The following is a 14,250-nucleotide window of genomic DNA, read 5'->3' as shown; positions in this document are numbered from 1 at the left end:
TGGGTCCTGAGGTTCTGCTGTCACCCCGCCATCTCATCATGACGACGGTCGGCGCTGAGCATGATGAGCATCGCCACGTGCAGCGAGGTCCGCGACTCGGCATCGTCGAGGTCGACGCCGAGCAGTCGCTGCAACGCCGCCAGCCGGGAGTACAGGGTGGGCCGCGACAGGTGCAGCCGCTTGGCGAGTTCGGTCTTGTTGCCGCCGGCCTCCACGAATGCGCGCAGCAGGTCGAACATCGCGGGCCCGTTGGCGGCGCGGTCGGCCAGCACCGCGCGCAGTTCCGTCTCGGCGAAGGCCTGCACCCGGGGGTCGGCGCGGATCAGCCCCACCAGGCCGCGCAGTCGGACGTCGGCCGCGCGGTGGAACGACCGCGCCGAGGCCGGCATCGTCGCGGCGACCTCGGCGACATGCGCGGCGATTGCCAGTCCGCCCGCCGCATCGACCAGCCGCGGGGACTCCGGGCCGACACCGATCGAGCATCCGCGCACGCCGTCGAGGCGGGCCACGCCGCGGCGCATCGCCGCACACAGTTCCTCGAGTGCGCGTTCGGCCGCGTCCGCGTCCGCCGCCGCGCGCAGTGCAAGGAGCAGATCGATCTGACCGTCCTCACGTCCGGCGGCCAGCGCCGAATGCCCGCCGGCGCGGACCGCGTGCAGCACCGCGTCCAGGGCGCGGGCCCGCCGCTGCTGCACGGCCACCGGGTCCGGGACCACGCGCTCGGCCAGCCGCACCGTCACCGGCAGGTAGGTCAGCGCCGGCTGCAACCCCAGCGCGTGCGCGCGGGAGGTGGCCTCGGCCTCGTCCCGGACCCGGCCGCGGCGAAGCTCGTCGACCAACCCGCTGTGGGCGCGCAGTTCCAGCGACACCCGGTCCTGTTCGATCATGCGTCCCAGCGCCAGCGCCTGCGCGGCGCGTTCCAAGGTCATCACCGACTGACTGCTCGCGCTCCCGTCGTCGCCGAGCGTCGGGGCGACGAGTCGGCCCCACTCCTGGCGGTAGGGGCCGACGGGACGCATCAGCCACCGCGGCGCGCCCGGCGTCGACGGGCCGGCCAGTCGGGACCGTCGTTCCCAGTCGGCCAACAGGGTGGCGGTGGGCAGGTTGTGCCGGGCGAACGCGATGACCTGACGATTGAGGTCTTCGAGCACCACGGGCGCCTGCAGGAGTTCGGCGGCCACGGTGACGATCTCCTCCAGCGCGGGCCGGTGCAGGCTCAGGGCGGTGAACCGCTCGTGCACGCGGCGGGCGTGGTCGACCTCCGCATACTGCTCGGTGACGATGCGCCGATGCACTTGCTCGGTGACCTCGACGAACCTGATCCGCCGGTGCAGGACGACCACGGGCAGCGGCAGCCCGTCCGCGGAGCGCAGCACCGAGGCGGGCAGCTCGGGCAGGTGCGCGCCCAGTTCGATCACGACCCCGGCGGCCCCGGCCGCGGCCAAGCCGGGCAGGTAGGCATCGCGGCTGCGGTCGTCGGTCAGCGCGAGGCCGGTGGTGAGCACCAACTCGTCGCCCTCGAGCAGGTTGGACAGGTCGGCGAGCTCGCTGACGTGCACCCAGCGCACCGGCCGGTCCAGCGGTCCGTCGCTGACGACCTCGGGCGCGCCGGCCTGCAGCACGGGCAGGGCGAGCACCTCGGCGACGGTCGGCTGCATTGACACAATGTAAATCAATCTCCTCGAACCGTTACGGAACGTCGAGGCGGTATCCGGTGTTTTCGGCCCAGACTCGCAGCATGACGAGCACCCAGACCATCGGACATTGGGCGGACGGCAAGAGCTTCGCCGGCAACAGCGAACGCACCGCCCCGGTGACCAACCCGGCCACCGGGGTCGTGACCGGCGAGGTCGCGTTGGCCACGGCCGAGGATGCCCGTGCGGTGATCGACGCCGCCGCGGCGGCCTACCCGGCGTGGCGCGACACCTCGCTGGCCAAGCGGACGGCAATCCTGTTCAACTTCCGCGAGCTGCTCAACGCCCGCAAGGCCGAACTCGCCGCGATCATCACCGCCGAACACGGCAAGGTGCTCTCGGATGCGCTCGGCGAGGTGAGCCGCGGCCAGGAAGTGGTCGAATTCGCCTGCGGCATACCGCACCTGCTCAAGGGCAGCATGTCGGAGAACGCATCGACCAACGTCGACGTCGCCTCGATCCGCCAGCCGCTCGGCGTGGTCGGTGTGATCGCCCCGTTCAATTTCCCGGCCATGGTGCCCATGTGGTTCTTCCCCATCGCGATCGCCGCCGGCAACACCGTGGTGCTCAAGCCGTCCGAGAAGGACCCGTCGGCCGCGCTGTGGATGGCCGAGCTGTGGGCCGAGGCCGGCCTTCCCGCCGGAGTGTTCAACGTCCTGCAGGGCGACAAGGTCGCGGTCGACGAGCTGCTCACCAATCGCGGCGTCAAGGCGGTGTCCTTCGTGGGCTCCACCCCGATCGCGCAGTACGTGTACGCCACCGGCACCGCGCACGGCAAGCGCGTCCAGGCCCTCGGCGGCGCGAAGAACCACGCGGTGATCCTGCCCGACGCGGACCTGGATCTGGCCGCCGACGCGATGATCAACGCGGGCTTCGGCTCGGCCGGCGAGCGCTGCATGGCGATCTCCGCCTGCGTGGCCGTCGGACCCATCGCCGACGAACTCGTCGCCAAGATCGCCGAGCGCGCACACACCCTCAAGACCGGCGACGGCACCCGGGACTCCGACATGGGCCCGCTGGTGACCAGGGCGCACCGCGACCGCGTGTCGTCCTACGTCGATGCCGGCGAGGCCGACGGGGCCAAGGTCGTCGTCGACGGACGCACCGTGACCCCCGACGGCGCCGACGAGGGGTTCTGGCTCGGTCCGACCCTGCTGGACCACGTCACCCCGCAGATGAGCGTCTACACCGACGAGATCTTCGGCCCGGTGCTCTCGGTGCTGCGGGTGGACACCTACGACGAGGCCCTCGAGCTGGTCAATTCCGGCCCGTTCGGCAACGGCACGGCGATCTTCACCAACGACGGCGGCGCGGCCCGGCGCTTCCAGAACGAGGTCGAGGTCGGCATGGTCGGCATCAACGTCCCGATCCCGGTCCCGACCGCGTACTACAGCTTCGGCGGCTGGCGCAGCTCACTGTTCGGCGACACCCACGCCCACGGCACCGAGGGGGTGCACTTCTTCACCCGGGGCAAGGTCGTCACCACCCGCTGGCAGGACCCCACCCACGGCGGCATCAATCTCGGCTTCCCCCAGAACGACTGACGTCCCGCGCCGCGGCGGCGGTCGGCGCGCGATCCCGAGTGGACCGCGCGGCGACTACAGTCGCGGTGATCCCTTCTTTTCTAGGAGCGCTCATGACTGCGACCACCTCCCAGCTGCCCGGTGGGCAGGACCTCGAGTCCGCGATCGCGGCGGGCAAGCGGGCCTATGAGCTGGACCGCGCGCACGTATTCCATTCGTGGTCGGCCCAGGCCAAGCTCGCGCCGATGACGGTGCTGGCCGCCGAGGGCTCCTACGTCTGGGACGGCGAGGGCAACCGGCTGCTGGACTTCAGCTCGCAGATGGTCAACACCAACATCGGCCACCAGCACCCCAAGGTGGTCGCCGCCATCGCCGAGCAGGCCGCCAAGCTGTGCACCATCGCCCCGTCCCACGTCAACGACGCCCGCTCGGAGGCCGCCCGGTTGATCGCCGAGCGCACCCCCGGGGACCTGAACAAGGTGTTCTTCACCAACGCCGGCGCCGACGCCGTCGAGCACGCGGTGCGGATGGCGCGCCTGCACACCGGCCGCCACAAGGTGCTTTCGCGCTACCGCTCGTACCATGGCGGCACCGACACCGCGGTCAACCTCACCGGTGACACCCGGCGCTGGCCGAACGACTTCGGCACCAGCGGCGTCGTGCACTTCAACGGGCCGTTCCTGTATCGCTCGTCGTTCCATGCCGAGACCGAGGAGCAGGAATCCCAGCGCGCCCTGGAGTACCTCGACCGGCTGATCGCCATGGAGGGCCCGGACACCATTGCGGCCATCATCCTGGAATCGGTGCCCGGCACCGCCGGCATCATGGTCCCGCCGCCGGGATATATGGCCGGGGTGCGCGAGATCTGCGACCGCCACGGCATCGTCTTCATCGCCGACGAGGTGATGGCCGGATTCGGCCGCACGGGCAAGTGGTTCGCCATCCAGAACTTCGACGTGGTGCCGGATCTGATCACCTTCGCCAAGGGCGTCAACTCCGGCTACGTGCCCCTCGGAGGCGTGGCGATCAACGAGGCGATCGCCGCCACCTTCGCCGAGCGGGCCTACCCGGGCGGCCTCACCTACTCGGGACACCCGCTGGCGTGCGCCGCCGCCGTGGCGACCATCAACGCCATGGAGGACGAGGGCATGGTGGCCAACGCGGCCCGGATCGGCGAGCAGGTGCTCGGGCCGGGCCTGCGCGAACTGGCGGCCAAACACCGCAGCGTCGGCGAGGTCCGCGGACTGGGCGTGTTCTGGGCCATCGAGCTGGTGACCAACCGGGAGACCCGCGAACCGCTGGCCCCCTACGGCGGCTCCAGCCCCGCCATGGCGGCCACGCTGGCGGCCTGCAAGTCCGGCGGTCTGCTGCCGTTCGCCAACTACAACCGCATCCACGCCGTGCCGCCGTGCAACGTCAGTGACGACGAGGTGGCCGAGGGACTGCGGATCCTCGACGACGCGCTGACCGTCGCCGACGGCCACACCAGCTAGGACCTCACCGCACGCACAGTCGCACCGGCAACGCGTGCGAGACCACGCCGATGGCGCCGCCGAGCATCGGCCAGACGGGCCAGAAGTACCACGCCCCCGCGGTCAGACCGACGGCCAGCCAGACGCTCAGGCAGATGGCCACCATGGTCGCGTAGGCGGCGAGGTGCCAGCCGACGCCGCGGCGGGCCGCCGCCCGACGGTGGTGGCGCGCCGCCGGGTCGTTGCCGGCGATCAGGCCCATCGGCAGATCGGCCGTCACCCGCCGCAGTTCGTCGGCGGTGTCGGCGGCGAAGGCCTGCGCCGCCCGTTGTTCGTACTCTCCCAGCGTGAGGTACCCCTGCGACATGGCCTGACCGAGGCGCTCGGCGCACCGCTCGCGTTCGCGGTCGCCCACCCGGACGGGTCGCGCGGCGACGGGATGAGTCATGACGCCCCCTTCTCTTGACACTGTCAACCTGAGCGCCTCCAGCGTGGCACCGCCGCTTGACACTGTCAAGAGTTTGCGGCGACAATCCGGCCATGAGCACGCCGGAGCCCGCGCCGCGACCCCAGGTTCGCGAGGCCCTGCTGTCCGCCGCCCACGACGAGCTGGTCGAGCACGGCCGGGCCGGCATCAGCCTGCGGGCCGTCGCCCGCCGCGCCGGGGTCTCGCACGCCGCACCCAAACATCACTTCGGCGACCGCGGCGGTCTGCTGACCGCCGTCGCCGCCGAGGGCTTCGACGCCCTGACCGCCGCGCTGACGTCCGCGGCCGAGGAACTCGACCGCGCCGACACCCCGGCGGCCCGACTCGCCGCGCTCGGCCGGGCCTACGTCGGCTTCGGCCTCCGCCACCCCGCCCTGTTCGACCTGATGTTCCGTCCCGCCGAACTGCATCCCGACGACGCCACGCTCACCGCGGCCCGCCGACGCGCCCTCGGCGTGCTCAGCGCGGCGGCCGCCGAGGTGGCACCCAGCGCGGCCGAACCGTCCGGGACACCGGACCTGGCACTGGCGAGCTGGGCGCTGGCCCACGGCCTGGTGGTGCTCGCGCGCGACGGCGCGCTGCACAACGCGGCGGGACGGCCGCTCGACGACGCCGGGTTGCCGCTCGGTTTGATCGGGGTGTTCTCCGACGCCATGGCCGGTGCCGCGCCGCCGGCGAGACCTTGACTTTTGCGCCCTCGGCCGTCATGGTCATCCTGCGTTTTCCCGTCGCGGGTGGGGTCCGCGGTCGGACGCCGAGCAGCTCCGCGGCCGGTTCCGGGCGTTGATCCGGATTGCCATATCCGGAAATCGGAAACCCCGTTTCCGCTGGTTGAAATCGTTATCGGGCCGGCACCGCCGGTGCGATAGGGTGGGCATTCAGATTTGCGGAGTAACGTCATTCTCACCCAGGACGGCACGGGAAGACACCGCAAGGCACGCAGGCGGCCGTCAACGTCAGGAGAGTGATGGCATCGAGTTCGACCAACGACGATCGCGAGGCGGTGCTGTCGCTCGCCGAGCAAGCCGAGGCGGAGGCCGAAGCGGCCGAGGCTGAGGCCGCCGCCGCCCGGGCTCGCGCCGCGAAGCTGCGCGCCGAGCAGGCCGCCCAGGCGGAGGCGGAGCCCGACGTGCCGGCCGAGCCCGAGACAGCCGCCGAACCCGAGGCAGCCATCGTCGAGGCCGAGACGGACGAACCCGAGGCCGCCGAACCGGTCGAGTACCCGGCCGACGCCGCACCCACCGCGTCGCGCCGCCGGTGGATTCCGCCCTGGCCCGTGCTGGCCGTCGCGGCCGCCGTCGTCGCGATCTGCGGCCTGCTGGCCGCCAGCGGTTTCATGCTGTGGACCAGCCGGCAGGAAACCGCCCGGCAGGCCACCGACGCCGAGTACGCCGCCGCGGCCCGGCAGGGTGTGATCAACCTGATGTCGCTGGACTTCAACCAGGGCGAGGCGGATCTGCAGCGCCTGATCGACAGCACCACCGGTGACTTCCGCGCGGACTTCGAGGCCAGCAAGGACGACTTCCTCACCGTGATGAACGAGTCGAAGGTGGTCACCGAGGCCGACGTGCGGGCCACGGCCGTCGAGAAGACCGGCGAGGACACCGCGACGGTTCTGGTTGCCGCCTCCTCCAAGGTCACCAATACCGCCGGTGCAGAACAGAATCCGCGCGCCTGGCGGCTCAGCATCGACGTCGCGCGCGACAACGGACAGGTCAAAATGTCGAAAGTTGAGTTCGTACCGTGACCGCTGACGAGAAATCGCCCGCCGAGCAGCCCGAAGATCCCGACACCTCCACCGAGCCGGACAGCTCGCCCGAGGCGGAGGCCGCCGACGCGGCGGAAGCCGAAGCGGATGACACCGCCGCCGCGGCGACCGAGCCGGCCGACAGCGAGGCGACCGAAGCGGCCGACTCCGCCGAGGAACCGACCGGGAACGGCGCGGAGAAGACGGTGCCGAAGGCCAAGGGCGCCCGGCTGCTGGTGATCGCGCTTGCGGTGCTGCTGGTGGCCTCGGCGGCCCTGACGGCCTGGCTGTACTTCACCAAGTATCGGCCCGCGCAACTCACCGGCGCCACGGCTCAGAGCGAGGTCCTCGACGCCGCGAAGACGGGAACCCTCGCGGCGCTGACGTACTCGCCGGAGGACCTGGACGGCGATCTGGCCACCGCGAAATCCCACATGACCGGTGATTTCCTGTCTTATTACACGACTTTCACCGATGACGTGGTGCGCAAGGCCGTCGACGAGAAGAAGGTGGCCACCACCGCGGAGGTGGTGCGCGCGGCCGTCTCCGAGATGAATCCCGACACCGCGAAGGTGCTGCTGTTCGTCAATCAGACCACCACCAGCGCCGACCGGCCGGACCCGTCGATGGCCGCCAGCAGCGTGCTGGTCACCATGACCAAGGTCGACGGGAACTGGCTGATCTCGGCGTTCGACCCGGTCTGACCCACGGCGCCGGAGCCATGGCCGCGCCGCGATGCGTGCCGCTAGCGGGCTTCGGTGTCCGCGGCGTCGATGATCGCGCGCACCGAACGGCGGCAGCGCGCGCACTCGGCACCGGCACCGCACGCCTCGGCGACGGCGTTGGCGGTCCGCGCCCCCGCCGCGACGGCTTCAGCGACGGTTCGGCTGGTCACGCCCCGACACAGGCAGACGTACATGACGGATGGTCCCCACCAGGATCGCCGCCGGCGATCATCCTTCGCCTCCGTTGATCCGGAGCATTTCCACGTACTCACCGACGAACAGCGGCGGATACACTCCCACGCCGGTATCCGCCATCCAATCGGTGGCCGCGTCGTGTTGCTTGATCCAGCGTCGAGCGTTGGCCTCGGTGTCGAGTTCCTGCAGGATCATGACCTCGCGCGAGTCGTCGAAGGCCTGGAACACCCACACCTTGCGCACCCCGGCGGAGCGGAATGTCGTTTTGGCCGAATGTAATTCGGTGAGCAGCCAGCCGGCGTCGTCCACCGAGACGATCGCGGACACCAACACGCCCGGCGGGTCGGCGCGGGTGGGCTCGATCAGCTCGTAGCGGTCGATGATCTCGCCGGCGAACACCGCGGGGATGTCTTCGACCCCCACGGCGTCGAACCAGTCGAAGAACACCCGCGAGCGCAACAGGTCCACGACCGGTTCCCGGCTGCGCACCCCGATCATCACCAGCACCCGGCCCGGCTCGGTGAGCGACCGGTAGATCAGCACGTGGTGGGCGCCGATGTCGGCCAGCGCGTCCTTGCGCCGTTCCAGCAGCGGCCAGACCCGCGAGGGATCCGGAATTCGGTAGTCCGACGCGATCACCATCGAGTGCCGATAGACGTCGGCGATCTTCACCGCAACTGGTCCTTCATGACCTTGCCGCTGGCGTTCAGCGGCAACGCGTCGACGAAGGCGACGGCGCGGGGCACCTTGTAGCCGGCCATCCGTTGCTTGCTCCACGAGATCAGTTCCGCCTCCGACAGCGCGGCCGTGTCCCCCGGCTTGCGGACCACAAAGGCCTTGCCCACCTGACCCATCCGCTCGTCGGGGATGCCGATGACGGCGGCCTGCGCGATCGCCGGATGTTCCAGCAGGAAGCCCTCGATCTCGGCCGGATACGCGTTGAACCCGCCGACGATGAACATGTCCTTCTTGCGGCCGATGATCCGCAGCCGGCCGCCGTCGGTGAACTCCCCCAGATCACCGGTGTGCAGCCAGCCGTCGGCGTCGATCGCCTCGGCGGTGGCCGCCGGATCGTCGAGGTAGCCCTGCATCACGCTGTAGCCGCGGACCAACACCTCTCCATCCTCGGCGATGCGGACCTCGATTCCGTCGCACGGCACGCCGACAGTGGTGGCGATGTCCTCGAAGGAGTCGTCGGGCCGCGACAGCGTGGCCGTGCCGCATTCGGTCAGGCCGTAGCCGGTCGCCAGCGTCTGGAAGGGCAGGTCCTCGTGCACGCGGCGGATCAACTCCACCGGGATGTCGGCCGACCCGGTGACCCCCGCGCGCAGCGTCGCCAGCTTGTTCTTGTCCGGCACCGCCAGCAGCGAGTGATAGAGCGTGGGCGGCCCGGGCAGCATCGTGATGCGTTCTCGCTCAATGAGATCCACCACAGTGTCGACGTCGAAGACCGGCACCGGTAGCGCCGTGGCACCGCGGATCATGGCCGCGATGGCGCCGGCCTTGTAGCCGAAGGTGTGGAAGAACGGGTTGACGATCAGATAGCGGTCGCCGGGGCGCAGGTCGGCCAGGTCGCACCATTCGGCGTAGAGCCGCAGCGTCTGGCGGTGGTTCATCATCACGCCCTTGGGGCGCCCGGTGGTGCCGGACGTGTAGATGATGTCGGCGATGTCGTCCCCGGAGATCCAGTCCGGCGACGGCGCCTCGAACGGCGCCGCGTCGGTGAGGAACCCGGACTTGAGGTCGATGACGTCGACACCGGCCGGAGCGGTGAAGTCCATGCCGAGAAAGCCGGGCTGGACCAGCACGGCGCGCGCCCCGCTGCGGGTGATGATGTCGGCGGCCTCGTCGGCCTTGAACCGGGTGTTGACCGGGACCAGCACGCCGCCGGCGGTCAGTAGGCCGAACGCCGCGATCATCCACTCCGCGGAGTTGGGCGCCCAGATGGCCACCCGGTCGCCCTTGCCGATGCCCCACTGGTGGAAGGCGCCGGCGGCGCGTCGGACGCGGTCGACCAGGTCGGTGAAGCTCAGCCGCAGCGGGCCGTCGACGACCGCCTCGGAATCTCCGAAGCGGTCGCCGACGCTGAGGACCATCTCGGGGATGGTCTGCCACGGAACGTCAGGGCGAGTGTGCGGATTCATGCGCGCCGCACCGGCGTTGCGCACGAATCCGCACACTCGAGGTATCGGTACGTCACACCGTGACGAGGCGTCCGAGGTTGCCACCCATGATCTTGGCCTGATCCTCGACCGAGAGGTGCTCGAGCGCGGTGACGTAGTGCGTCGGCTCGGCCAGGCCCTCCGGATGCGGCCAGTCGGAGCCGTACAGCACCTGGTCGACACCGATCAGGTTGATCAGGTCGTCGATGCCCTCCTCGTAGAACGGGCTGACGTAGATCCGGTTCTTGATCTCCTCGATCGGGTTGCCCAGGAACGCCTCGGGGGCCTTCTTGTACACCTCGGCCATGGAGTCCAGCAGCGGGAACATCCACTTGGAGCCGGCCTCGACGATGCCGACCTTGAGCTTCGGGTGCCGGAACAGCGCGCCGTGGATGACCCAGGAGGCCACCGCGTCCTGGATCGGGCGCCACTCGTTGAGGATCGACATGGCGTTGGTCTGGAACGGCAGCATCTCCTGCTGGGCGCCGTCCCACTCCGAGGTGTAGCGGGAGTAGCCGCTGTCCGAGGAGTGCATGCCGATGAACACGTCGTGGTGGACGCAGCGCTCCCAGAACGGGTCGAACTCGGGCAGCGCGAACGAGCGCGGGCCACGGAAGCCGGGCACCGGTGCGGGACGGATCAGGATGGCGCGGGCGCCGCGCTTGACCGCCCACTCGAGTTCTTCGATGGCCTTCTCGACGATCGGCAGCGTGATCACCGGGGTGGTGAAGATGCGGTTCTTGTAGTTGAAGCCCCACACCTCGTCCAGCCACTGGTTCAGCGAGTGGATGAGCACGTGGATGGCGACCGGGTCGTCGGACAGCCGCTCCTCGATGAGGCTGGCCAGCGTCGGGAACATCAGGCTGCGGTCGACGCCGAGCTCGTCCATCACCTTGATGCGCGGTTCGGGCTCGAAGAACGCCGGGATGGCCTTCATGGGCTCACCGAACAGTTCGCGCTTGCTCTTGCCGTCCGGGTTGCCGTACTTGAAGTACTCCTCCCAGGCGCCGGGCTTGGCTACCACCGAGAAGGTGGGGTTCGGAATGTAGTTGCTGATCTGGCCCTTGATCGCGATCTTGGTGCGGCCGTTGACCTCGACGTACTGGACGACGTCCTTGTACTCCTTGGGGAGGTACTTCGTCATCGCCTCGGGCGGTTCATAGAGATGGTTGTCCGCATCGAACAGCGGAAACGGAATGTCGACCTTGTGCGACAGTTGCCCCATTGGAATTCTCCTTTTCAGATCTTGAGAATCATATTCTCAATGCGTCGCCGGTGCAATCACTCGGGCTGGGCAGCAACGATTCGGCTGCGCCGCCAACCGGGCGGACACGTCCTCCCGCGATGATATTCTCACTTTTGGAGAATGCCAATATCAACATGGGAGAACGCCTTCATGGTCGACCTTGAAATCGATGACGGGCTCGCGGTGATCACCATCGACCGGCCGCAGGCCCGGAATGCGATCGCGCCGGAGACCATGGACCAGCTCGACTCGGCGCTGGACTCGGCGGCCGGCGCGCAAGCACTGGTGATCCGTGGTGGCGGCGACAAGGCCTTCGTCTCCGGCGGGGACCTCAAGGAACTGGCCAAGCTGCGGACCGAGGAGCAGGCGGCAGCGATGGCGCGCCGGATGCGCGGGGTCTGCGACCGCATCGCGGCGTTCCCGGCCCCGGTGATCGCCGCACTCAACGGCCACGCCCTCGGCGGCGGCGCCGAGGTGGCGGTCGCGGCCGACATCCGCATTGCCGCCGACGACATCCGGATCGGCTTCAACCAGGTGTCGCTGGCGATCATGCCGGCCTGGGGCGGCGCGGAGCGGCTGGCCGGACTGGTGGGCCGCAGCCAGGCGCTGCTGCTGGCCGGCAGCGGGTCGATCCTGACCGCGGGCGAGGCGCAGCGCATCGGCCTGATCAATCAGGTGCTGCCGCGCGCGGCCTTCGACGAGGGCTGGCGCTCGGTGGCCCGGTCGCTGACCAACGGCCCGGCCGGGCAGGTCAAGAAGGTGCTGGCCGGCGTGACCCCGGAGGAGGCCATCGGCGCCTTCGCCCGCCTGTGGGTCGCCGACGAGCACTGGGCGGCCGCCGACCGGGTGATGTCCAAATCCGGCAAGTAGTGCGGGTTACTCCTCGACGGAGTCCCCGTCGGTCGCCGGCGGCTGACGCCAGTTGTCGCCGAGCTTGCGCTCACCTTCCAGATAGGTCAGCCAACGCTCGGCGAACTGGTGGGTCTCCTCGTGGCCGACGGTCATGCCCAGCAGCTCCTCCTGGACCAGTACCTGGGTCGCGCCCGTCATCAACACCATCAGCACGGTCGGGGTGAACTCCTCGAACGGCACGTCGTACCGCGACATCGCCGCGGTGAACGTCCTGATCTGTTCCCGACGGAACATCTCGGCGAAGCGGGCGATCTCCGCGCGCAGCGCCTTGCGGTGGTTGGCCAGCGCGATGAACTCCATGCTGATGCCGGTGCCGGCCGGGTCGGTGTTGAGTTCCCACAGCGCCCACAGCGGCTGCGGCGAGTTCAGGGCCAGTTGGTGATAGTGCTGCATCTGCTCGGCCCGCCGCCCGAACAGCGCCAGGAAGAGCTCGTCCATGGTGCGGAAGTAATAGTGCACCAGCTGCGGTTTCAGGCCCGCCTTGTCGGCCACCCGCCGCGAGGTCACCGCCGCGTAGCCCTCCTCGCGCATCAGTTCTTCGGCGGCGTCGAGGAGCACAACCCGGTTCTTCGCGTCGGGCGCTCCCAAACGACGCGACGTGCCGGTTGGCGATGCCATCAGCGGTTCCCTCCATAGCTCCCGCGACCCAGGTGCGACACGGCAATGGTAATGCCGACACATTTTCTTGACCGTGTGCCAGACCACATGCTAAGCAAGTGCTCAGCATCTGTCAGCCCTTTGCAGGAGGTTCGCGTTGTCCACGTCCGGTGCCGCGACTGAGTTCGACAACATCGATTACTTCACGGACCCCTCGTTGGTCCCCGACCCCTACCCCTACTACGACCATCAGCGGTCGCAGTGTCCCGTGCTGCCGACCTCGAACTACGGCGTCGTCGCGGTCACCGGCCACGAGGAAGCCTCGATCGTCTACAAGGACGCCGAGCTGTACTCGTCGTGCATCGCCGTCGGCGGGCCGTTCCCGCCGCTGCCGTTCACCCCCGAGGGCAACGACATCAGCGAGCAGATCGAGGCGCACCGGGCCGAGCTGCCCATGAGCGAGCACATGGTCACCATGGACCCGCCGCAGCACTCCCGCGCCCGCTCGCTGCTCAACCGGCTCCTGACGCCCAAGCGGCTCAAGGAGAACGAGGAGTTCATGTGGCGGCTGGCCGATCAGCAGCTCGACGAGATCATCGGTGACCAGACCGGCACGGTGAAGGTCGAGTTCCTCGAGGGCTACGCCAAGCCGTTCTCCATGCTGGTCATCTGCGACCTGCTCGGCGTGCCCGAGGAAGACCACGACGACTTCCGGCAGATGCTGGCCCCGCGGCCCGGCAACACCGTCGGCAGCCTGGACGGCGAGACGCTGGAGCACAACCCGCTGCAGTGGCTCGAGGACAAGTTCTGCGCCTACCTCGAGGACCGCCGCGCCAACCCGCGCGACGACATCCTCACCGGGCTGGCCACCGCCAAGTACCCCGAGGGCGACACCCCCGAGATCATCGACGTGGTCAAGAGCGCGACCTTCCTGTTCGCCGCCGGCCAGGAGACCACCACCAAGCTGCTCAGCGCCGCGATGCGGCTGCTCGCCGAGCGCCCCGACGTCGTCGAGCGGCTGCGCAACGACCGCAGCAAGATCCCGAACTTCGTCGAGGAGATGCTGCGCATGGAAAGCCCGGTGAAGTCGGCCTTCCGATTGGTCAAAAAGGACACCACCCTGGGTGGCGTGGACCTGAAGGCCGGCACCATCGTGATGGTCAATCCCGGTGCCATCAACCGCGATCCGCGCCGGTTCGACGATCCGCACGAGTTCGACTTCGAGCGCTCCAACGTGCGCGAGCATCTGGCCTTCGGCCGGGGCGCGCACTCCTGCCCCGGCGGTCCGCTGGCCCGCGTGGAGGGCCGGGTGTCCATCGAGCGGCTGCTGGACCGGATGGACAACCTGCGGCTCGACGAGGAGAAGCACGGGCCCGCGGGCGATCGCAAGTTCAACTACGAGCCCACGTTCATCCTGCGTGGCCTGACCGAGATCAACATCGAGTTCACGCCCCGCCAGCCCGACGCCGCGACCTCGTAAGCCCGCCGGA

The 14,250-nt window shown here is 69.4% G+C and carries 14 protein-coding genes; 7 read left to right on the top strand and 7 right to left on the bottom strand.

The annotated features are described in order from the left end of the window. Nucleotides 1-20 precede the first annotated feature (20 nt). Nucleotides 21-1,658 carry a PucR family transcriptional regulator gene (locus R2K23_RS07625; protein WP_316515732.1) on the bottom strand — a complete coding sequence of 546 codons (1,638 nt, stop codon included), beginning with the start codon at nucleotides 1,656-1,658 and terminating at the stop codon, nucleotides 21-23. 80 nt (nucleotides 1,659-1,738) lie between these two features. Between R2K23_RS07625 and R2K23_RS07620 the strand changes: the two genes are divergently transcribed. Together R2K23_RS07620 and R2K23_RS07615 are read left to right on the top strand one after the other, a co-directional pair. Next, a complete protein-coding gene (locus tag R2K23_RS07620; protein ID WP_316515730.1) occupies nucleotides 1,739-3,238 on the top strand; it encodes a CoA-acylating methylmalonate-semialdehyde dehydrogenase in 1,500 nt (499 codons plus the stop codon). Nucleotides 3,239-3,330: 92 nt separating this feature from the next. Beyond that, nucleotides 3,331-4,710, top strand: a complete 1,380-nt coding sequence (locus tag R2K23_RS07615; RefSeq protein ID WP_316515729.1) for an aspartate aminotransferase family protein — start codon at nucleotides 3,331-3,333, stop codon at nucleotides 4,708-4,710. A 4-nt stretch (nucleotides 4,711-4,714) separates the two neighbouring features. Here the strand turns inward: R2K23_RS07615 and R2K23_RS07610 are convergent, their stop codons facing one another. Next, complete coding sequence (locus R2K23_RS07610; protein ID WP_316515728.1) at nucleotides 4,715-5,137, bottom strand: DUF1707 domain-containing protein; 423 nt, start codon at nucleotides 5,135-5,137, stop codon at nucleotides 4,715-4,717. Nucleotides 5,138-5,229: 92 nt separating this feature from the next. Here R2K23_RS07610 and R2K23_RS07605 point away from each other — a divergent pair, with 92 nt between their 5' ends. The 3 genes from R2K23_RS07605 to R2K23_RS07595 all read left to right on the top strand — a co-directional run bounded on the left by R2K23_RS07605 (nucleotide 5,230) and on the right by R2K23_RS07595 (nucleotide 7,627). Continuing rightward, a complete protein-coding gene (locus tag R2K23_RS07605; RefSeq protein ID WP_316515726.1) occupies nucleotides 5,230-5,862 on the top strand; it encodes a TetR/AcrR family transcriptional regulator in 633 nt (210 codons plus the stop codon). 281 nt (nucleotides 5,863-6,143) lie between these two features. Further along, a complete protein-coding gene (locus R2K23_RS07600) occupies nucleotides 6,144-6,923 on the top strand; it encodes a hypothetical protein (RefSeq protein WP_316515724.1) in 780 nt (259 codons plus the stop codon). Then, on the top strand, nucleotides 6,920-7,627 hold the full coding sequence (locus R2K23_RS07595; protein WP_316515722.1) for a hypothetical protein: 708 nt from the start codon (nucleotides 6,920-6,922) through the stop codon (nucleotides 7,625-7,627). The genes R2K23_RS07600 and R2K23_RS07595 overlap by 4 nt, the downstream gene beginning before the upstream one ends. A gap of 41 nt (nucleotides 7,628-7,668) precedes the next feature. Here R2K23_RS07595 and R2K23_RS07590 read toward each other — a convergent pair whose 3' ends face one another. Genes R2K23_RS07590 through R2K23_RS07575 form a run of 4 tightly spaced genes read right to left on the bottom strand, consistent with a single transcriptional unit; the run spans nucleotide 7,669 to nucleotide 11,230 of the window. Further along, a complete protein-coding gene (locus R2K23_RS07590) occupies nucleotides 7,669-7,842 on the bottom strand; it encodes a (2Fe-2S)-binding protein (protein WP_316515720.1) in 174 nt (57 codons plus the stop codon). A 34-nt stretch (nucleotides 7,843-7,876) separates the two neighbouring features. Continuing rightward, complete coding sequence (locus R2K23_RS07585) at nucleotides 7,877-8,485, bottom strand: fatty-acid--CoA ligase (RefSeq protein ID WP_396893549.1); 609 nt, start codon at nucleotides 8,483-8,485, stop codon at nucleotides 7,877-7,879. A gap of 26 nt (nucleotides 8,486-8,511) precedes the next feature. Then, on the bottom strand, nucleotides 8,512-9,987 hold the full coding sequence (locus tag R2K23_RS07580; RefSeq protein ID WP_316515716.1) for a FadD3 family acyl-CoA ligase: 1,476 nt from the start codon (nucleotides 9,985-9,987) through the stop codon (nucleotides 8,512-8,514). 52 nt (nucleotides 9,988-10,039) lie between these two features. After that, complete coding sequence (locus R2K23_RS07575; protein ID WP_316515715.1) at nucleotides 10,040-11,230, bottom strand: amidohydrolase family protein; 1,191 nt, start codon at nucleotides 11,228-11,230, stop codon at nucleotides 10,040-10,042. Between the two features lie 171 nt (nucleotides 11,231-11,401). Here R2K23_RS07575 and R2K23_RS07570 point away from each other — a divergent pair, with 171 nt between their 5' ends. Next, entirely contained in the window at nucleotides 11,402-12,121 is a 720-nt protein-coding gene (locus tag R2K23_RS07570; protein WP_316515713.1) for an enoyl-CoA hydratase/isomerase family protein, read from the top strand. A gap of 6 nt (nucleotides 12,122-12,127) precedes the next feature. Here R2K23_RS07570 and R2K23_RS07565 read toward each other — a convergent pair whose 3' ends face one another. Continuing rightward, nucleotides 12,128-12,781 carry a TetR/AcrR family transcriptional regulator gene (locus R2K23_RS07565; protein ID WP_316515711.1) on the bottom strand — a complete coding sequence of 218 codons (654 nt, stop codon included), beginning with the start codon at nucleotides 12,779-12,781 and terminating at the stop codon, nucleotides 12,128-12,130. 136 nt (nucleotides 12,782-12,917) lie between these two features. Between R2K23_RS07565 and R2K23_RS07560 the strand changes: the two genes are divergently transcribed. Beyond that, nucleotides 12,918-14,240, top strand: a complete 1,323-nt coding sequence (locus R2K23_RS07560; protein WP_316515709.1) for a cytochrome P450 — start codon at nucleotides 12,918-12,920, stop codon at nucleotides 14,238-14,240. Nucleotides 14,241-14,250: the final 10 nt, after the last annotated feature.

The organism is Mycolicibacterium sp. MU0050, from assembly GCF_963378085.1.
Taxonomy (GTDB): Bacteria; Actinomycetota; Actinomycetes; order Mycobacteriales; family Mycobacteriaceae; genus Mycobacterium; species Mycobacterium wendilense.
The sequence above is the reverse complement of the archived record's forward strand: the minus strand, read 5'-3'. Positions and strand labels throughout refer to the sequence as shown.